The 17659-nt window shown below is 71.0% G+C and carries 19 protein-coding genes; 13 read left to right on the top strand and 6 right to left on the bottom strand.

The genetic code is table 11. The features are described from left to right. The first annotated feature begins 3 nt into the window (after positions 1–3). The 6 genes from ACLJPY_RS07875 (at position 4) to ACLJPY_RS07850 (ending at position 6200) form a co-directional block, all read left to right on the top strand. Positions 4–1389, top strand: a complete 1386-nt coding sequence (locus ACLJPY_RS07875; RefSeq protein ID WP_410587345.1) for a glycoside hydrolase family 16 protein — start codon at positions 4–6, stop codon at positions 1387–1389. An 82-nt stretch (positions 1390–1471) separates the two neighbouring features. Beyond that, positions 1472–2305, top strand: a complete 834-nt coding sequence (locus ACLJPY_RS07870; RefSeq protein ID WP_410562585.1) for a LytR/AlgR family response regulator transcription factor — start codon at positions 1472–1474, stop codon at positions 2303–2305. A 14-nt stretch (positions 2306–2319) separates the two neighbouring features. Beyond that, positions 2320–2847, top strand: a complete 528-nt coding sequence (locus tag ACLJPY_RS07865; protein WP_410587344.1) for a hypothetical protein — start codon at positions 2320–2322, stop codon at positions 2845–2847. A gap of 121 nt (positions 2848–2968) precedes the next feature. Continuing rightward, complete coding sequence (locus ACLJPY_RS07860; RefSeq protein WP_410587343.1) at positions 2969–4759, top strand: cation acetate symporter; 1791 nt, start codon at positions 2969–2971, stop codon at positions 4757–4759. A 41-nt stretch (positions 4760–4800) separates the two neighbouring features. Further along, on the top strand, positions 4801–5160 hold the full coding sequence (locus tag ACLJPY_RS07855; protein WP_410587342.1) for a rhodanese-like domain-containing protein: 360 nt from the start codon (positions 4801–4803) through the stop codon (positions 5158–5160). 2 nt (positions 5161–5162) lie between these two features. Further along, a complete protein-coding gene (locus tag ACLJPY_RS07850; protein WP_410587341.1) occupies positions 5163–6200 on the top strand; it encodes a DUF4328 domain-containing protein in 1038 nt (345 codons plus the stop codon). Here the strand turns inward: ACLJPY_RS07850 and ACLJPY_RS07845 are convergent. Continuing rightward, positions 6197–6787 carry a TetR/AcrR family transcriptional regulator gene (locus ACLJPY_RS07845; protein ID WP_410587340.1) on the bottom strand — a complete coding sequence of 197 codons (591 nt, stop codon included), beginning with the start codon at positions 6785–6787 and terminating at the stop codon, positions 6197–6199. The genes ACLJPY_RS07850 and ACLJPY_RS07845 overlap by 4 nt on opposite strands. 97 nt (positions 6788–6884) lie before the next feature. Between ACLJPY_RS07845 and ACLJPY_RS07840 the strand changes: the two genes are divergently transcribed. Together ACLJPY_RS07840 and mca are read left to right on the top strand one after the other, a co-directional pair. Next, complete coding sequence (locus ACLJPY_RS07840) at positions 6885–8231, top strand: DHA2 family efflux MFS transporter permease subunit (protein ID WP_410587339.1); 1347 nt, start codon at positions 6885–6887, stop codon at positions 8229–8231. Beyond that, positions 8228–9070, top strand: a complete 843-nt coding sequence (gene mca / locus ACLJPY_RS07835) for a mycothiol conjugate amidase Mca (RefSeq protein WP_410587338.1) — start codon at positions 8228–8230, stop codon at positions 9068–9070. The genes ACLJPY_RS07840 and mca overlap by 4 nt, the downstream gene beginning before the upstream one ends. Positions 9071–9265: 195 nt before the next feature. On the opposite strand, the gene ACLJPY_RS07830 is transcribed toward mca, so the two are convergent. Beyond that, the gene (locus ACLJPY_RS07830) at positions 9266–10432 is read right to left on the bottom strand and encodes a cytochrome P450 (protein WP_410587337.1); all 1167 of its coding nucleotides are present in this window, start codon (positions 10430–10432) and stop codon (positions 9266–9268) included. Between the two features lie 53 nt (positions 10433–10485). Between ACLJPY_RS07830 and ACLJPY_RS07825 the strand changes: the two genes are divergently transcribed. From ACLJPY_RS07825 to ACLJPY_RS07810, 4 genes are all read left to right on the top strand, one after another. Then, positions 10486–11367 (top strand): DUF5926 family protein, encoded by an 882-nt coding sequence (locus tag ACLJPY_RS07825; protein WP_410587336.1) that lies wholly within the window; start codon positions 10486–10488, stop codon positions 11365–11367. 123 nt (positions 11368–11490) lie between these two features. Next, complete coding sequence (locus tag ACLJPY_RS07820; protein ID WP_410587335.1) at positions 11491–11844, top strand: DUF952 domain-containing protein; 354 nt, start codon at positions 11491–11493, stop codon at positions 11842–11844. Between the two features lie 210 nt (positions 11845–12054). Further along, entirely contained in the window at positions 12055–12567 is a 513-nt protein-coding gene (locus ACLJPY_RS07815; protein ID WP_410587334.1) for a SigE family RNA polymerase sigma factor, read from the top strand. Continuing rightward, positions 12564–13388 (top strand): hypothetical protein, encoded by an 825-nt coding sequence (locus ACLJPY_RS07810; protein WP_410587333.1) that lies wholly within the window; start codon positions 12564–12566, stop codon positions 13386–13388. The genes ACLJPY_RS07815 and ACLJPY_RS07810 overlap by 4 nt, the downstream gene beginning before the upstream one ends. A 70-nt stretch (positions 13389–13458) precedes the next feature. On the opposite strand, the gene ACLJPY_RS07805 is transcribed toward ACLJPY_RS07810, so the two are convergent. The 3 genes from ACLJPY_RS07805 to ACLJPY_RS07795 all read right to left on the bottom strand — a co-directional run bounded on the left by ACLJPY_RS07805 (position 13459) and on the right by ACLJPY_RS07795 (position 16258). Continuing rightward, positions 13459–14013 (bottom strand): ferritin, encoded by a 555-nt coding sequence (locus tag ACLJPY_RS07805; RefSeq protein WP_308671735.1) that lies wholly within the window; start codon positions 14011–14013, stop codon positions 13459–13461. 145 nt (positions 14014–14158) lie between these two features. Further along, complete coding sequence (locus ACLJPY_RS07800; protein ID WP_410587621.1) at positions 14159–15349, bottom strand: arginine deiminase; 1191 nt, start codon at positions 15347–15349, stop codon at positions 14159–14161. Positions 15350–15445: 96 nt separating this feature from the next. Next, entirely contained in the window at positions 15446–16258 is an 813-nt protein-coding gene (locus ACLJPY_RS07795; protein WP_410587332.1) for a CPBP family intramembrane glutamic endopeptidase, read from the bottom strand. 22 nt (positions 16259–16280) lie between these two features. Here ACLJPY_RS07795 and ACLJPY_RS07790 point away from each other — a divergent pair, with 22 nt between their 5' ends. Continuing rightward, positions 16281–16742 (top strand): PPOX class F420-dependent oxidoreductase, encoded by a 462-nt coding sequence (locus ACLJPY_RS07790; protein WP_410587331.1) that lies wholly within the window; start codon positions 16281–16283, stop codon positions 16740–16742. Here the strand turns inward: ACLJPY_RS07790 and ACLJPY_RS07785 are convergent. Then, positions 16734–17528, bottom strand: a complete 795-nt coding sequence (locus tag ACLJPY_RS07785) for a DUF2470 domain-containing protein (protein WP_410587330.1) — start codon at positions 17526–17528, stop codon at positions 16734–16736. The two genes, ACLJPY_RS07790 and ACLJPY_RS07785, sit on opposite strands and share 9 nt — an antisense overlap. Between the last annotated feature and the right edge of the window lie 131 nt (positions 17529–17659).

Here is a 17659-nt window from a genome sequence, read left to right as displayed (position 1 = left end):
CCGATGCCCCACTCCCGCAGACTCGCCCTCGGCGCGGTGCTCGGCGCCGCGCTCATCGCCGTCCCGCTGACCTTGCCCGCCGCGGCGTCGATCCCGCCGCCCGACGCGGGCTGGACCACGGTGTTCGCCGACGACTTCACCGGCGGCTCCGGCTCGCTGCCGTCGAGCGCGAACTGGATCATCGACACCGGCCACAGCTACCCCGGCGGCCCCGCGAACTGGGGCACCGGCGAGATCCAGAACTACACCGCGAGCCCGAACAACGTCTCCCTCGACGGTTCCGGCAACCTCCGCATCACGCCGTTGCGCGACAGTGCCGGCAACTGGACGTCGGCGCGGGTCGAAACCCAGCGCGCCGACTTCAAGCCGCCGTCGGGCGGGGTCATGCGGATCGAGAGCCGGATCCAGATGCCGAACGTCACCGGCGCCGCCGCGCTCGGCTACTGGCCCGCGTTCTGGGCGCTGGGCGGTCCCTACCGCGGCAACTACTGGAACTGGCCCGCCATCGGCGAGTTCGACATCATGGAGAACGTCAACGGGATCAACTCCGTCTGGGGCGTCCTGCACTGCGGCGTCAACCCGGGCGGCCCGTGCAACGAGACGACCGGCCTGCCGAACAACCGGGCGTGCCCGGGCAGCAGCTGCCAGTCGGCCTTCCACACCTACCGCTTCGAATGGGACGCGAGCACCAGCCCGCAGGTCCTGCGCTGGTTCGTCGACGGCCAGCAGTTCCACTCGGTGAGCCAGAACCAGCTCGACGCGACGACGTGGGCGAACATGACCACGCACCAGGGTTACTTCGTGCTGCTGAACCTCGCCATCGGCGGCGCGTTCCCGAACAACAACTCCGGCACGACCACGCCGGGGCCGGGGATCGTGCCGGGTCACCCGATGGTCGTCGACTACGTCACGGTGACCACCCGCGGCGGCGGGGGCGGCACGACGACCCCGCCCACCACCACGACTCCCGGCGGCGGGACCAGCGCGTACGGCACCATCCAGGCCGAGTCGTTCGGCCAGCAGTCCGGCGTGATCACCGAGGCGACGTCCGACACCGGCGGCGGCCAGGACATCGGCGCGGTGGCCAACGGCGACTGGGCGCTCTACCCGAACGTCGACTTCGGCAGCTCCGCGGCGACGAACTTCCAGGCCCGCGTCGCGTCCGGGGCGGCGGCCGGCGTCAGCGGGCTCGTCGAGGTGCGGCTCGACAGCCGGGCCAACGCGCCGATCGGCAGCTTCGCCGTCGGCAACACGGGCGGGTGGCAGAGCTGGCGGACCGTCCCGGCGAACATCGGCGCGGTCACCGGCGTCCACAACGTGTACCTCACGTTCACCAGCGGTCAGCCCGCGGATTTCGTGAACCTCAACTGGTTCACCTTCGTGCATTGAGACGAGCGACCCCGCGGTCCCGGCCGCGGGGTCCGCACACAATGCGGACGGGGGCTGGACATTGCACTCGGCAATGGGCAGGATGCGTTTCACTGTGAGTGCTCACGATGACACCCGGAAACTCGTGGTCCTGGCCGTGGACGACGAGCCGAACGGTCTTGACGAACTCGTCCACTGCCTGCGCAACAGCCCGCACGTGGCGAAGGTGTTCCCGGCGATCGACGCCTCCGAGGCGCTGCGGTTGCTGTCCACCGACGACCCGCGGCTGCGCGAGCGCAAGGACCGCGGCCTGCCGATCGTCGACGCCGTCTTCGCGGACATCGACATGCCGGGGCTGTCCGGGATGGAGATGTCGCGGGTGTTCGCCGCGCTGCGGCCGTCGCCCGCGCTGGTGTTCGTCACCGGGCACGCCGAAGAAGCCGTCAACGCCTTCGACCTCGGCGCGCTCGACTACGTGCTGAAGCCCTACCAGCAGGACCGCCTCGACCGCGCCATCACGCGCGTGATGGAGAAGCTGGCCGCTGCCGCGGCGCCCCCGCCCGGCGCGCTGGGCGGTGAGCCGGTCAAGAACGACGACGAGGTCATCCCGGTCGAGCTGGCCGGCACCACCAAGCTCATCCCGCGCTCGTCGGTCCGCTGGGTCGAGGCGCAGGGCGACTACGCCCGGCTGTTCACCACCGAAGGCAGCCACCTGGTCCGCATCCCGCTCGCCCAGCTGGAAGAGCGGTGGGAGAAGGCCGGGTTCGTCCGGATCCACCGGTCGTTCCTGGTCGCCCTGCCGCTGATCACCGAGCTGCGCATGGGCCAGGGCGGCTACCAGGTCGTCATCGGCAACGAGGAGAAGGTGCTGCCGGTGAGCCGGCGGCACACCCGCGCGCTGAAGGACCGGCTGGTCGGTTCGGGCCGGAACGGCTGAGCCGGGGCCCGGCCATGACCGACGACTTCTACGAGCACCGCGCGAACGGCGTCCGTGAACCGGACCCGACCCTCGGCAGGCGGGCCCGGCAGCGGCCGCTGCCGCAGCCGACCGACCGGGCCGTCGTCGAACACCTGCCGCCGGCGCCGGAGAACGAGCCGCCGAAGCCGGAACACCACGCGAAACCCAAGCGGGAACGGGTGATCCTCGCCGACCCGCGCCGCGGCGCCGGCACCCTGCGTGCCCGCGTCGAGCTGGAGGAGCAGACCAGCTGGGGAAAGCTGCTCGTCCGCGACCACCTGGTGAAGGTGCAGCTGCGGACGGCGTTGCTGCTCGCGCTGCTCGTCGTCGGCGTCTTCGGCGCCCTGCCCGCGCTCTTCTACCTCGTGCCCGGGTTCTCCCGGGCCAGCCTGCTGGGCATCCCGGTGGCCTGGCTCATCCTCGGCGTGCTGCCGTTCCCGTTCCTGTTCGGCGTCGGGATCTGGTACAACCGGCTGGCCGAACGCAACGAACGCGCGTTCGTGGACATGATCGAAAACTAGTTCCGCACACAGAGGCTTGTTCAGCCGTCGCCGCTGCACGACGTCCACCTCGATCACCGGTCTGTGTGCGGGCGGCAGCGGCCTGACCAGAACAAGCCTCTCTCGTGCGAGGATTCCTCCCGTGCAGTTGAACCCGTGGGCCTTGACCGGCATCGTGCTGGTCGCCGTGGTGACGCCCTACCTCGGTCTCCGCTCCTCGCGGTCGGCGACGAGCACGCACGATTTCCTGGTCGCCCGGCGCACGGTGCGGTCCCGCCGCAACGCCGCGGCGATCTCCGGCGAGTACCTGTCCGCGGCGTCGTTCCTCGGCATCGCCGGGATCGTGCTCAAGGACGGCGCCGACGCGCTGTGGTTCCCGATCGGGTTCACCGCGGGGTACCTCGCCCTGATGCTCTTCGTGGCGGCGCCCCTGCGCCGGTCCGGGGCCTACACGCTGCCCGACTTCGTGGAGATGCGGCTCGGCTCCCAGGGGCTGCGCCGGTTCTCCACGGCGTTCGTCGTCTTCATCGGGATCCTGTACATGGCGCCGCAGCTGCAGGGCGCCGGCCTGACCCTGGCGACGGTCCTGCCCGTGCCGGCCTGGGCCGGGGCGATCGCGGTGATGATCGTGGTCACCGTCAACGTGATCTCCGGCGGGATGCGCGCGATCACCGTGGTCCAGGCCTTCCAGTACTGGGTCAAGCTGTTCGCGATCGCGGTGCCCGCGTTCGTGCTGTGCATGGTCTTCTTCACCGGCGGCGGCCCCGACGGGTTCCGGCCGCTCGGCTCGCCCGCCCCGCCGGTGTTCGTCAGCGACACCACGGTGGACGTGCAGACCGACGTCACGCTGCACGTCACCTCGGACACCTACTTCTACGCCTACGGCCGCACCGACAACGGCCCGGCGGCCGGCCCGACGCACTGGACCCCGCTCGCGCCGCACACCGTTTCCGAAGGCACGAAGCTGAAGTTCATGGCCGGCACGCCGGTGCCGGTGGTCAGCGATTCCGTCGCCGACAACGCGGACTGGCTGCACCCGGGGTCGGGCAGCCTCACCGACCTGCTCCAGACGTACTCGCTGATGTTCGCGACGTTCCTCGGCACCATGGGCCTGCCGCACGTGCTGGTGCGCTTCTACACCAACCCGGACGGCAAGGCCGCGCGCCGCACGACCGTGCACGTCCTGCTGCTGCTGGGGCTGTTCTACCTGTTCCCGACCCTGCTGGGCGCGTTGTCGCGGATGTACGTCCCCGAACTGCTGGTGACCGGCAAGGCGGACGCGGCGATCCTGCAGCTGCCGTCGGCGATCCTGCCGGGCGTCGGCGGCCAGATCCTCGGCGCGGTCACCGCGGCCGGTGCATTCTCCGCGTTCCTCTCCAGCACGTCCGGGCTGCTGGTGAGCGTGGCCGGGGTCGTGTCGACGGACCTGCTGCCCGGCCGGGTGCGGGACTTCCGGATCGCGGCCGCGCTGGTCGCGCTGTTCCCGATCGCGCTGGCGGTCGCGCTGCGGCCGGACGACATCTCGCTGTCGATCGGGCTGACGTTCGCGCTCGCCGCGTCGACGTTCAGCCCGCTGCTGGTGCTGGGCATCTGGTGGCGCAAGCTCTCCTGGCCGGGCGCGCTGGCCGGGATGTTCGTCGGCGGCGGCCTGGTGCTGGCCGCGCTGGTGGTCAACGTCGTGAGCGGCTACACCGGCGGCTGGGCGCCCTGGTTCGTCAACCAGCCGGCGCTGATCACGGTCCCGGTGGCCTTCGTGACGACGTACCTGGTCAGCCGCGTGACCGGGTACGGGCGCCCGGAACACGTCCACGACATCATGCTGCGGCTGCACGCGCCCGACCCGCTCGGTTTCATGCGGGACAGGGCCGTCGCGCGGTTCGGGCAAGCCGAGGACAAGACCCGCGTCACCGGGCGCGGACGGCACCGCAAGTGATGCGCTGACCTCACGCGCGGGCAACGCCTTCCCATGGCAGCATGGAGATCGTGGTGAGCCCTGCTGAACTGCCGACCGCCGAGGTCCGCGACCTGCCGAAAGACGGCCTTGTGCTGCTCGATGTCCGCGAAGCCGACGAGTGGGCCGCCGGGCACGCTCCCGGCGCGGTGCACATCCCGATGGGGGAGCTGCCCGCCCGCGTCGGTGAACTGGCCGACCTGCCCGACGACCAGCCGATCCACGTGATCTGCCGCAGCGGCGGCCGGTCCGCGCGGGCGGCGGCGTGGCTGAACCAGAGCGGCTGGGACGCGGTGAACGTGGCCGGCGGCATGGGCGCGTGGCAGCGCGAAGGCCGCCCGATGGTCGGCGAGCACCCCGGCATCGAACCCGAAGTGATCTAGCGTTGCACCCGGGTCAGCCTCCTGCCGGGCAGCCGTACCCGCCCGGGTACTGGCCGCGCCAGGCGCCGCCCCCGTCCGCGCAGCAGCTGCAGGGCCGGGCGCTGGCCGGCCAGCCGGAGCCGTACCCCTACCACCGCCGTCCGCTGCACCGGCCCAGGCTGCGCTGGGTGGCCACCCCGCCGCCCGGCGCGTGGCCGCGACGGCGGGTCGTGGCGCCGGAGCCGTACCTCGGCCCGCCGTCGTACCCGGTGCCACCGCGGTGGGGGTTCCCGAACCTGGTCTGGCGGCGCCCGACGTCGGTGCCCGGCACGGCGTCCGACGAGATCCGCCCGGTCGACCGGGTACCGGTGCTGAGCCGCAGCGTGGTCGTCGTCCTCTTCGCGTTCGCGGTGCTCGCCGTGGCCGCGGCGGGGGCGGAGATCTGGCGGTACGTGCTGCTCGTCCTCGGCCGTGACTCCGCGCTGTCCCGCTCGGTGGTGGCGTTCTCCGACGGCTTCGTGCTCGCCGCGGGCCTGCTCGCCTCGATCCTCGCGCTGCTGCCCGCGGGGCTGTCGCTCTGGTGGCTGCTGGTCGCGCGCCGGGCGGCGGCGGACGTGTCGGGCGACGACCCGCCGCGGCCGGTGTGGCAGGTGCTGGTCGGCGTCCTCGTGCCGGTGGCGAACCTGCCGCTGGCGCTGTCGGTCGTCGGCGAGCTGGAGCACGCGGTGCTGGGCCGCCCGCGTGACGTCCGGCCGAAGCCGTCGCGGCAGGTCCTCGTGTGGTGGGGCGCCTGGCTGCTGAACTGGGTCCTGCTGGGCGTTTCGATCGCCTGGCGCTTCCGCGACGACGTGCAGTCGATGGCCGACAGCGTCGTTTTGGTCGCACTGACCGACCTGTCCGCGGCCGCGCTGGCGGTGGTGACGGCCCTGGTGGTGCGGCGGTTCTCCGCTCTGCTGGCGCCGTCGGACGCCCGGGCCGTGCGCGAGATGCACGTGCTGAAGGTCCAGGGCGCGCCCGAGCCGGAACTGCGGACTTCGCGACCCGCCGGAGCCGCGCGCTAGTAGCGGCCGAACGCCGGTTCGAGCTGGTCGAAGGCCTGTTCCGCGAGGGGCCAGACCTCGTCGACGATCGTTTTCTCGTTCTCGATCGTCCGGTCGAAGACCTCCTGGAAGAGCACGCGCAGGACCGTGGTGAGGTGCGCGGCGGCGAGCGTCGGGCCGAGTTCTTCTTCGGGGTGCCGCCGGACGAGGAGGTCGGTGAGTGCGTTCTCGCGCTCGCGGTGCATCTCGTGCAGGGCGTTGGTGAGGGCCGGGCTCTCCTTGATCATCCGCACGAAGCCGGGGCCGGAGAAGCCGACCAGCGCGTGCTCGGCGCCCAGCGCTTCGAAGTAGAGCTCGCGCGTGTCGTGGAAGGCGCTGTCGCGGATCAGGGCGGTGGGCCAGGACGCGAAGTCCGCGCGGATGTCGAAGACCAGGTCTTCCTTGCGTGGGAAGTGGTTCGTCACGGTCATCTTGGCGACCCGCGCCTCGGCGGCGATGTCCGCGATCGTCACGTCGTCGAAGCCGTTGCGGATGAACAGCCGCGTGGCGACGTCGGAGATGGTCCTCCTGGTCTCGTGCTTCTTCTGCGCACGGAGTCCCTCGCTCATGGATTCACTCTACTGGGTCGGACCCAAGTTTGTGCTTGACCCAGTGAATGGGTCCAACCTAATCTGAGGTTCGACCTAATCACCTGGGGGTGAGTGCATGACGACGGCAGTCCGTCCTGATGCGGCGTTGTGGCGGCTCGGCGGTGTCCTGATCATGGGCGCGGTGCTGTCGATCCTCGACGCGACGATCGTGACCGTCGGGATCGACTCGATCGCCCGTGACCTGCACAGTCCGCTGACCACGGTGCAGTGGGTGGCGAGCGCGTACCTGCTGGCCGCCGCGGCGGCGATCCCGTTGTCGGGCTGGCTGACCGACCGCTTCGGCGGCCGGGCGGTCTGGCTGACCGCGGTGGCGATCTTCACCGCGGGCACGCTGCTGTGCGGCTTAGCCTGGTCCGCACCGGCGCTGGTGGCGTTCCGGGTGCTGCACGGGTTGGGCGGCGGGCTGATGCAGCCGGTCGGGCAGGCGGTGTTCGCGCAGGCGGCCGGGCCGGCACTGGGCCGGATGGTCGGGGTGATCACCCTGCCGGCGACGGTGGCGCCCGTGCTGGGCCCGATGCTCGGCGGTGCGCTGGTGGCGGACCTCGGGTGGCGCTGGATGTTCTTCGGGATCGTCCCGCTGGGCGTGGCGACGTTCGCCTTCGCGCGCCGGCTCCTCCCGGCGCCTCCGCCGGACGGCTCGCACGCTGCGTTGGACGTCCGGGGACTCGCCCTGCTTTCGCCCGGGCTCGGCGCGTTGGTCTACGGCTTGGCCGAAGGTGTGGCCGTCGCCTGGGTGGCCGGGGCGGCGCTGTTGGTGGCGTACGGCGTCCACGCGGCACGAGCGGCCTCGCCGATCCTGGACCTGGAGTTGTTCCGCAACAAGGGCTTCGCGGTCGCGAGCGCGAGCACGTTCCTGCTCGGGGCGTCGCTGTACAGCTCGATGCTGTTGCTCCCGCTGTACTACCAGCAGGTGGAGCAGGCGAGCGCGTTGCGGGCCGGCCTGCTGCTGGCGCCGCAGGCCCTCGGCTCGGCGGCGGTCATGCTGGCGAGCGGCCCGCTCCTGGCCCGCTTCGGGCCACGCCGGATGTTGCTGGCCGGGATCGCGCTGTCCCTGCTGGGCACGATCGCGTTCACCCAGCTCGCGTCGGCACCCAGCGCTGCCTTGCTGACCCTGTCCCTGCTGATCCGCGGCGTCGGCCTGGGCGCGGCGACAGCTCCGGGCATGACGACCTTGTACGGCTCGCTGGAGCGGTCCCGCATCCCGCGGGCGGCGAGCGCGTTCAACGTGGTCAACCGCATCGGTGGTTCGCTGGGCACCGCGCTGCTGGCCGCGATCCTCCACCGCGAACTCACGGCCACCCCGGCCCCGGCGGCGTTCGGCACCACGTTCACGTGGGCATTGGCGCTGTCGGCATCCACCTTGATCCCCGCCCTTTTCTTCCCCCGCAGGAGCCCTCAGTGACTTTCCGCCTGTTGAGCGTCCACGCCCACCCGGACGACGAATCCAGCAAGGGCGCAGCCACGTTGGCGCGCTACGCGGCCGAAGGCGTCGACGTCCTGGTCGCCACCTGCACGGGCGGCGAACGCGGCGACATCCTGAACCCGGCCCTGGACACGCCAGAGACCCACGCCGACCTCCCGGCGATCCGCCGCCGCGAGATGGCGGCGGCCGCCGAGATCCTGGGCGTCCGCCACCGCTTCCTGGGCCTGGTCGACTCGGGCCTGCCCGGCCCCGGCGAGCTGTTGCCCGAAGGCAGCTTCGCGGCCCTGCCGCTGCCCGAGGCGGCGGCGCCGCTGGTGGCACTGATTCGCGAGTTCCGCCCGCACGTGGTGATCACGTACGACGAAACGGGCGGCTACCCCCACCCGGACCACATCCGCACCCACGAGGTGACGGTCGAGGCGTTCACCGCAGCCGCCGACCCGGCCCGCTACCCGGGCACGGGCGAGCCGTGGCAACCCCAGAAGCTGTACTACCAGGCAACCCTGAGCCGCGCGTGGTTCGAAGCCCTCCACGAGGCCACCCTCGCCGCCGGCCTGGAGTCGGCAATGGCCGAGGTCCTCCCCGAACTCCCACCCGACAAGCTCCCGATCACCACCCGCATCCGCTGCGAAGCCCACTTCGCCACCCGCGACCGCGCCCTCCTGGCCCACGCAACCCAAGTAGACCCAACCCACCCGTTTTTCGCCCACTCACGCGAAATAGAGCGCCAAACCTGGCCCCACGAGGACTACCACCTAGCCCACCCCACCCCAGCCCCCACCCCAGAAGAAGACCTCTTCACCGGAGTAACCCCATGACCCCCGCGATGCCCCTCCAATCACACGTGATGCCCTCCGAATCACGCGAGATCCGCCTTCAATCACGCGAGATCCGGCGGGGATCACGCGAGTTCCGCTTTCTCACACGCGAGTCTCCGCCGGAATCACGCGAAATCTGCCCCCGAGCCAAGCAAGTCCCGAATCGGCTTCAACTGACATCCGGCCCAACCCGCCTCACACGGTGACCCGAAGCTCCCGCAACCCGCGGATCACGAACTCCGGCCGCCGCGGCGGAGTCTCGACCAACCGCAACCCCGGCAGCTTCTCCGCCACCGCACTCAACGCGGCGGCGATCTCCACCCGAGCGAGAGGAGCACCCACGCAGTAGTGAATCCCGAGCCCGAACCCGAGGTGGGCGTTCGGCGTCCGGCCGATGTCCAGGCGGTCCGGCTCGTCGAACACCTTCGGGTCGCGCGCCGCCGCGCCCAGCAGCGCCCCGATCTTCTCGCCACGCCGGACGACATGTCCGCAGATCGACACGTCCTCCGTCGCCGTTCGCTCGAACAGCTGCAGAGGCGCGTCGAAGCGGATCAGTTCCTCGACACACGAATCCAGAAGGGCAGGTGAGGCCAGCAGACGCTCCCACTGGTGCCGGTGCGTGAGCAGGGCCGTGATGCCGTTGCCGAGCACGTTGACCGTTGCTTCGTGGCCGGCCATCAGCAACAGCACGGCCGTCGCCACCAGCTCGTCCGGCGTCAGCTCGCTGCGCAACAGGTCGCTGATGATGTCCTCACCCGGTGCTTCCGCGCGAGCCGAAGCAACCGACCGGACGTACGAGACGAACTCCGCGGACGCCCGCTCGGCGGCGTCGCGTCCTTCCTCGGGGAGGCCGTACTCGTACATCTTCACGATCGCGTTGGACAGCTCGACCATGTGCGGTCCGTCGGTGCCCGGGACGCCCAGCAGCTCGGTGATCACCGCGACAGGCAGGGGCTGGGCGAGGTGCTCGAGGAGGTCGGCGCTGCCGTCGGCGGCGATGGCGGCCGCCAGGTCGTCGACCATGCGGGCGGCGAGCGTGGCCACCATCGGACGCAGCCGTTGCACGTGGCCGCGGCCGAAGGCGCCCGCGATCAGGCGCCGGAGCCTCGTGTGCGCCGGCGGCTCGTTCTCCAGGAGCGAGTTGCGGTGCAGGAGGTTGAACGAGGCGAACCGCTCGAGCGGCTGGGCGTCCTGCCAGATCCGGCCCAGGCCGCGGTGGCGCAGCACCGCCGACGACGCGGCGTGCGACACCGCGATGGCGACGCCGAGGCCTTCGTGGAAATGGACTTCGCCTCGGGAGCGCAGGGCGGCGAACGCCGGGTACGGGTCTTCGAGGAACTCGGGATCGCGGGGGTCGAACACGTCGCGAGACTAACCCTTCGATAGCGTCTGAACCCGAGCCAGAGGAGGCAGCAGTGGGCAAGGGCGCGCGCAAGAAGGGTCCCAAGCAGGCGTCGGACCGCAAGCCGAAGGTGCGCGACGTCTTCGTCGGCCAGCCGTTCGAAGGGCTGGTGGCGGAGCCCGAGCTGATCGCGCTGCGCGAGTTCGTGCCGTCCGCGACGGCCCAGCTCACCCTCGCCGACGGTGGGGACGTCACCCTCGGGACAGTGCTGCCCATGGCGGCCGCCGCGTTCGTCCGCTCGGACGGCCGGCGCTACCTCGGCCTGCAGGTGCAGACCCGCTCGTCCGACATCAGCCGGGACCTCGGCCGGTCGCTGAAGTGGCTGCTCGACGCCAAGGAGGGCGACGTCCTCGGGGTGCCGGACACCACCACCCCGCCGTCCGCCGACGAGCACGCGCGCCTGCAGGACCTGCTGACGCCGAACGCCGAACTCGACGTCACGCTGCACAAGGACTTCGGCTGGTGGCTGCCCGAGGACGCGGACGCCACCGGTGACGTCGCGGTGTCGCTCGAGCGCGCCAACGCCGCCATCATGCCCACCGAACGGCTCGGCTCCGGCGCCTACTGGGTGCTCGCCGGCGAAAAGGCGCACCTGCGGTGGGTCCGGCCGGAGCCGGAGAACCTGCTGCTCCAGGCCCTCGCCCGGCTGTCCGCGGCCGGCGAGCTGGGCCTCGGCGAGGGCTCGCGCTACGCGGGCTCGTTCCGGGCGCACGGCCTGCTCGTCCCGGTCTGGGACCTCGACCCCGAGGCCCACGCCCGCGAGTGGGCGGAGGCGAAGGACGCCCTCGGCACCCGGCTCGAGACGGCGTTGAAGTCCCTCGACGACGAGCCGCTGAACGCGACCGAGCGCCGGGCGCGCGACGGCCTCATCGGCCGGCAGCTCACCCTGCGGTAACGCCGGGCGCCGGACCACCGGTACGCACCGGTGGTCCTTCACGCGCTCGATGAGCGTTCAACCAGGCATTATGTGGCGCACGAGACACCGCCGCCGGATCGCGCCGGTGGGACCATTCTCGGCGTGATACTTCACATCTGCGGGGCGGCCGACTGGGCCGAAGTGCGTGAAGGCGGGGAGTTCCGGGCGCCTTCACTCGAGGAAGTCGGGTTCATCCACTGTTCCGACTTCGGCGCCGTGCACCTGCCGGCCAACATCCGGTACCGGGGCCGCACCGATCTGGTGCTGCTGGAAATCGACCCGGCGAAGGTCGAAGCGCCGGTCCGCTGGGAGGAAGGCGCGCCGCCGCACCCGGACGGGCTCTGGTTCCCGCACGTCTACGGCCCGATCCCGCACGCCGCGGTCGTGGGCGTGCACGAATTCCGTGAGTCCGAGGGCGGCGGTTTCCGGCTGCCCGACGCGCTCGCCCGCCGCTGACGTGGGCAGACCATCACCCGGCCGAGCGATCGCGAATTCGGCCGGGGACGCGGGCAACCTGAGGGGGCTGTGATGCGTGTTGAGGAGGAAAGCGAGCCGGTTTCCGGCTACCCGACCCCGATGGGAGGCGATACGGTGACCGCTGCGGCACCCGTCTTCACCGGGGGAGAAACCTGGGTGACCAGCGCAGGCCGAGGGAGGGCCGCGACTTTGCCTGGCGACTTCGTCGACTTCGGCGATTTCGTGCAGGCCACCCTGCCGGGGCTGCTGCGGTACGGTCACGCGCTCACCGGCAACCCGCACGACGCGGCGGACCTGGTCCAGACCGTGCTGGAGAAGATCGGTTCGCGCTGGTCGTACGTCCACGAGAAGACGGGCGACCCGCTGGCCTACGTCCGCCGGTCGATGGCGAACGCGCACGTGAGCCGCTGGCGCCGGACGCGCCGCGAGAACCTCGTCGCGGACCTGCCGGACACCAGCCCGCACGTGCCGGCCGACCCGTTCGAGCACGAGCCGCTGTGGCGTGCGTTACGAACGCTGCCGCCGAGACAACGGGCCGTGATGGTGCTGCGTTACTACGAAGGTCTCTCGGAAGCGGAGATCGCCAGCGCCTTGGGTATCACCCAGGGCACGGTGAAGAGCCAGGCCAGCAAGGCGATCACGTCGTTGCGGATGAAGCTGAAGTCGGCCGACGGCGAAGGCGAAGGGAGTGGTGCGGGTTGAACATCTCCGAGGACGAACTGGAGCAGCGCCTGCGCGCGCTGTTCGCCGACGAGCGGCTGGACTTGCCTCCGCCACCGGACGCGGGCACGGTCATCGTCACCGGTGCGCGACGGCGTCGCCGCCGTCGCCACGCCGTGCAGGCCGTGGCCGGGGTCGCGGCCGCCGTGGTCGCCGTCGCCGGTGGGCTCACCATGATCCGGGTCCACGCCGAGGACGGCACCGCGGTGATGTCCGCCGACGGGACTGGCATCAGCGTCAAACCACCCGAGAACCTCACGCCGGGCCGGTCGCCGGAGCCGTCGGCTCCTGCGCCGACCGGCACGCAGAGCATCCAGGCTTCCGCGCCGCCAGGAGTGTCGACGCCGCCGCCGCGGCGGCCGTCGCCCACCCCGTCGCCGTCGAGGCTCGCCGCCGTGACCAGCGGGCCGCTGCTCGCGGCCGACGGCTTCGGCAGGCTCAAGCTCGGCATGACCGAGGCGGACCTGGCCGCGCAGACCGTCACGCTCAGCGACGCCCAGGCCGGCGCGAGCTGCACCGTCTACCAGGCGCAGGGCAGCGGGCTCCCCGCGTCCGCGAGCGTCGTCGTCTCGAAGGCCGCCGGGGTCGTCGCCGTCACCCCGGACGTGGCCGCGCACACCGCCGAAGGCATCGGCGCCGGGTCCACAAAGGACCAGATCTTCGCCGTCTACACCGCGGCCAAGGAGGAGGACGGCAGCGTCTTCGCCCCGGCCGGCGCCGCCGCCCGGTACCGGTTCTCCCTCGGTGCCACCGGAGTCGTGCAGACGAGCCTGCTGAGCGTCACCCAGGACTGCGCCGGCTGAGCACCGGCCGCATGCGGAAACCCGGGCCGTCCACAGGGGGAGGGCCCGGGTTTCTCGATCCGCGGGAGCGTCAGAGCTTGCCGCCGGCCACGGGCGGCATCTGCGAGTCGGTGCCGCCGTCGCCGACGGATTCGCGGTACAGGTGGTTCTCGACCTCGAACAGGTTGCCGTTCGCGCGCTTGACGACGTTCAGCAGCGTGCTCATCTGCGAGATCTCTTCGACCTGCTCCTTGAGGAACCACTGCGTGAACTGCTCGCTGATGTAGTCCTCTTCGGCGCGCGCCGCCTTCACCATCGCGGAGATGTCGGCCGCGACCTCCTTCTCCTGCTCGAGCGCGAGCTCGATGAGCTCGGTCACGCCGGAGAAGTCGTTGCGCACCTCCCCGGTGCCGGGGATTTCGACGTGGTGATCGCGGTCGAGCATGTACTGCACGAGCGCCATCGCGTGGTTGCGCTCCTCGACGGACTGCTTGTAGAAGTGCTTCGCGAGCTGCGGCAGGTCCTCGGCGTCGAACCACACCGCGAGCGCGATGTACTGCTGGGACGCGTTGAACTCGTTGTGGATCTGCGCCTGCAGCAGTTCGTAGAACTTCGAGCGCGGCTCTTTCTTCTTCGTGAGGGCCATGGAGATCAGAATAGATCAAGTTTCCGGGAAATGCCACCGAGCACTGGTGATCTGGCCCCTATTAGGGTTACCATTCCTAAAGAAGACGAACCTTATTTAAGTAAGCCTTCCCTAAATCGCGTAACACATTTAGGGAAGGCTTGCTTCATTTCTGCAGCGGGTCCCGGCGGACCGGGCAGGACATGCACCGCGGCCCGCCCCGGCCGGAGCCCAGTTCGGAGCCGGCGATCGGCAGCACCTCGATGCCCGCCGCCTCCAGCCGCTCGTTCGTCTCGACGTTCCGCTCGTAGCCGACGACCACGCCGGGCGCCAGCGCGAGCGTGTTGTTGCCGTCGTCCCACTGTTCGCGTTCGGCCGTCACGGGGTCGAGGCCGGTGTCGATGACGCGCAGGCGGTCGATCTCCATCGCCTCGGCCGCGGCCGTCAGGAACGGCGCCGGGCCGGCGACCTTCACCCCGCCGTCGCCGGTCGGGCGCAGCGTGAACGCCGTCAGCAAGTCGCGGGCGAGCGGGTACATCACCACGGCGTCGGCGTCGACCATCGTGCAGACGGTGTCCAGGTGCATGGTCGCCCGGGACTGCTCGATCGGCACCGCCAGCACGGTGTGCGCGATGCCGTCGGCGAACACCGACCGGGCCAGCGACTCCGCGCCCGCCGCCGTCGTCCGCTCGCCGACGCCGATGGCGAGCACGCCCGGCGCCAGCAGCATCACGTCGCCGCCTTCGATCGGCGCCGAGTGGGCGCCGTACGCGCGGGCGGCGTGCCGGAACTGCGGGTGGTAGGCGTAGATGAGGTCGAGCACCGCGGTCTCGCGTCGCCGCGCGGGCATGTTCAGCGACGAAACCGCCACCCGATCGGCGATCCACACCGACGAATCGCGGGTGAACAGCAGGTTCGGCAGCGGATCGACGGCGAAGTCGTGCGGGTGGTTCATCATCCGCACCAGCGACGCGCCTTCGGCCGACGGCAGCTCCTCGAACGTCATGCCGGCCATCAGCACCTCGGCGAGACCGGCCGCGTCGACGCCCGACAGGTGCGACCGCAGCGAATCGGCCAGGTCGCCGCCGAGCCGCCGGTCGTCGACCGCCGCGTGCACGCCCGCCGCGTGGGCGCGGTCGTCCTCCAGGGCCGTGCGGAGCGCGTCGGCGAGCAGCAGGACCTCGACCCCGCGGCCGCGCAGCACTTCGGCGAACGCGTCGTGCTCGTCCTGGGCCCGGTCGACCCACGGGATCGAGTCGAACAGGAGCTGGTCGTTGTTGCGGGGCGTCAGCCTTTTGAGCTCGTTGCCGGGCCGGTGCAGCAGCACCGCGCGCAGGGGTCCGACTTCGCTGTCCACCCGGGGAGGTGCCGTTTCGTCGATCACCCCCCGATCCTATCCATCCATGCCCCCGCCGCCGCCCTCAAAGGAAGGCGCTTCGCGCCGCTGTGTTTTCTACGGCAGCCACGAAACGTGCCCCTTCAGCAGGGCATACCCGACGAACGACACGAAGTCGAACAGCGTGTGCGCGGCGACCAACGGCCACAGCCGGTTGGTCTTCTGCCAGAGCCGCCCGAACACCAGTCCCATGATCAGGTTGCCGACGAACCCGCCGAACCCCTGGTAGAGGTGGTACGACCCGCGCAGCACGGCGGCGCCGAACACCGCGTTGTTCTCGCGGACGCCGAGCTGCCGCAGCCGCGTCAGCAGGTAGCCGATGACCAGGACTTCCTCGGCGAAGGCGTTGCCGAACGCCGAGAGCGTCAGCGAGATCGGCCGCCACCACGTATCGCCCAAAGTGGACGGTTGGACCGCCAGGCTGAACCCGAGGTGGTAGGAGACGAAGTAGAGCGCGAGGCCGGGGATCCCGATCAGCGCGGCGAGCAGGACGGTCAGCAACGCGTCCCGGCCCGGCACCCGGCGGTCCAGGCCGAGCTGCGTGACCTTGATCCCCGCGCGCCACAGCAGGTACAGCCCGAGCGCGCCCCAACCGACCAGCTGCGCCGCCGACAGCAGCTGCTTGAGCAGGTCGATCAGGCTCGCCGCCGCCTGCGGCACGTTGAGCTGGGTCTGCTGCTGGGCCAGCGGGACCGGCTGCAGCAGCGAGTCCACAAGGGACAGCAGGCTGCGCACCCCGGACAGGCCCAGCGTGATCCCGAAGACGATCAGCAGCTCGAGCTTGATCGCGCGGCGCTCGGCCGGGTCCTCGACCACCCCGGGGAAGTCGGGCCGGGCCGGGGCCAGCCACGATCGCGCGGTGAACGTCATGGACGCACGCTACCTTCGGGGTATGCCGAGGAGCATCGCCACCAACGAATCCGTCGACCGCGCCGCGCTGGTCGAGTTCCTGTCCACCCGCCACCGCGCGATCCTGCTGACGACGAAGGCCGACGGCGACCCGCAGCTCTCGCCGGTCACGTGCGGCGTCGACGCCGAGGGCAGGCTGGTCATCTCGACCTACCCGAAGCGCGCGAAGGTCGTCAACGTCAAGCGCAACCCGAAGGTCTCCGCCTGCATCCTGTCCGACGAGTGGAACGACCAGTGGGTGCAGCTGAACGGCACCGCCGAGGTGCTCGACATCCCGGACTCGGTCGAGCCGCTCGTCGAGTACTTCCGCGCCATTTCGGGTGAACACCCGGACTGGGCCGAATACCGCGAGGCCATGGTCAAGCAGGGCAAGAGCATCATCCGCGTCACGATCGAGAGCTGGGGCCCGATCGCGAAGGGCGGCTTCCCCGCCGAACTAGCCTGACCGCCCGCGCAGGAACGGGCAGCCGACGAGCCGGCGCAGCTCCGACGCGAGCTGCGCCGGGTCGTCGACGGACTTCGAGAACGCCAGCCGGACGTCGTGGTCGCCGGTGTCGGACTCGACGCGCAGCCGCAGCCCGAACCGGTCGAGCCCGAGCGGCCGGATCCGGCCGCCGCGCAGCTCGGCCGGCAGGTGCTTCGCCAGCTGCTCGACGACGTCGGAGTGGTCGCTCTCCAGGTGCCGCAGCCAGCGGGCCTCGTAGTCGTGGAACGGGTCGGGCGGCGCCGCGCTGAACGTGTGCGGGCGCAGCGAGTGCGTGCCTTCGGCGTCGGCGAGGACGAGCGACGCCGGGGTGAGCCGCAGCAGCGTGACGCCGTGGCCGACGTCGAGGAGCCGTTCGTCCGGCCGCGTCTCGGCGATCGCCACCGCCCGTGCGCGGGCCGAAACCGGCGAAAGGGGCCGCAGCCAGCCGGTGATCCACAGCAGGCCGCGGATCGGTTCGCGCAGGTCGACGGGGGCCTGGTCGGCGAGCTCGACCATCACGGCCAGCTCCCCGCGCTGGGTCTGCTCCGCCGCGCGGACCATCGGGTGGTCGTCGGGCAGCAGCACGCTGACGCTGCCGCTGTGGTGCACGTGGTGCAGGACGGGCACGACGCGCTCGCCGTTGAGGTCGGTCCGATCGCAGGTGGGCAGCAACGACGCGGGGCCGTTGCGGGTCGCGATCGTCTTGGCGCGCTCGGCGGGGTTCGGCGCCGGCGGGCGGCGGACTGATGTGGGTGCCTCGGTCACGGCTCACCTCCTACTTAGGTGAGCCTAACCTGAATCCGGCGGTCTGGATAGTCGTGGCGATCACGTCCCACCCGCTGACCGGAGCATCCGGTAACGCCGGTGCCCAGTTTGCCGAAAAGGGGGTGACAACC

The organism is Amycolatopsis sp. lyj-23, assembly GCF_046549135.1.
GTDB lineage: Bacteria > Actinomycetota > Actinomycetes > Mycobacteriales > Pseudonocardiaceae > Amycolatopsis.
The sequence above is the reverse complement of the archived record's forward strand: the minus strand, read 5'-3'. Positions and strand labels throughout refer to the sequence as shown.

Coding starts and splice junctions, on each gene's coding strand:
- ACLJPY_RS07875 (WP_410587345.1), top strand. CDS start 4: ATGCCCCACTCCCGCAGACTCGCCCTCGGCGCGGTGCTCGGCGCCGCG.
- ACLJPY_RS07870 (WP_410562585.1), top strand. CDS start 1,472: ATGCGTTTCACTGTGAGTGCTCACGATGACACCCGGAAACTCGTGGTC.
- ACLJPY_RS07865 (WP_410587344.1), top strand. CDS start 2,320: ATGACCGACGACTTCTACGAGCACCGCGCGAACGGCGTCCGTGAACCG.
- ACLJPY_RS07855 (WP_410587342.1), top strand. CDS start 4,801: ATGGAGATCGTGGTGAGCCCTGCTGAACTGCCGACCGCCGAGGTCCGC.
- ACLJPY_RS07845 (WP_410587340.1), bottom strand. CDS start 6,787: ATGAGCGAGGGACTCCGTGCGCAGAAGAAGCACGAGACCAGGAGGACC.
- ACLJPY_RS07840 (WP_410587339.1), top strand. CDS start 6,885: ATGACGACGGCAGTCCGTCCTGATGCGGCGTTGTGGCGGCTCGGCGGT.
- ACLJPY_RS07805 (WP_308671735.1), bottom strand. CDS start 14,013: ATGGCCCTCACGAAGAAGAAAGAGCCGCGCTCGAAGTTCTACGAACTG.
- ACLJPY_RS07795 (WP_410587332.1), bottom strand. CDS start 16,258: ATGACGTTCACCGCGCGATCGTGGCTGGCCCCGGCCCGGCCCGACTTC.
- ACLJPY_RS07790 (WP_410587331.1), top strand. CDS start 16,281: ATGCCGAGGAGCATCGCCACCAACGAATCCGTCGACCGCGCCGCGCTG.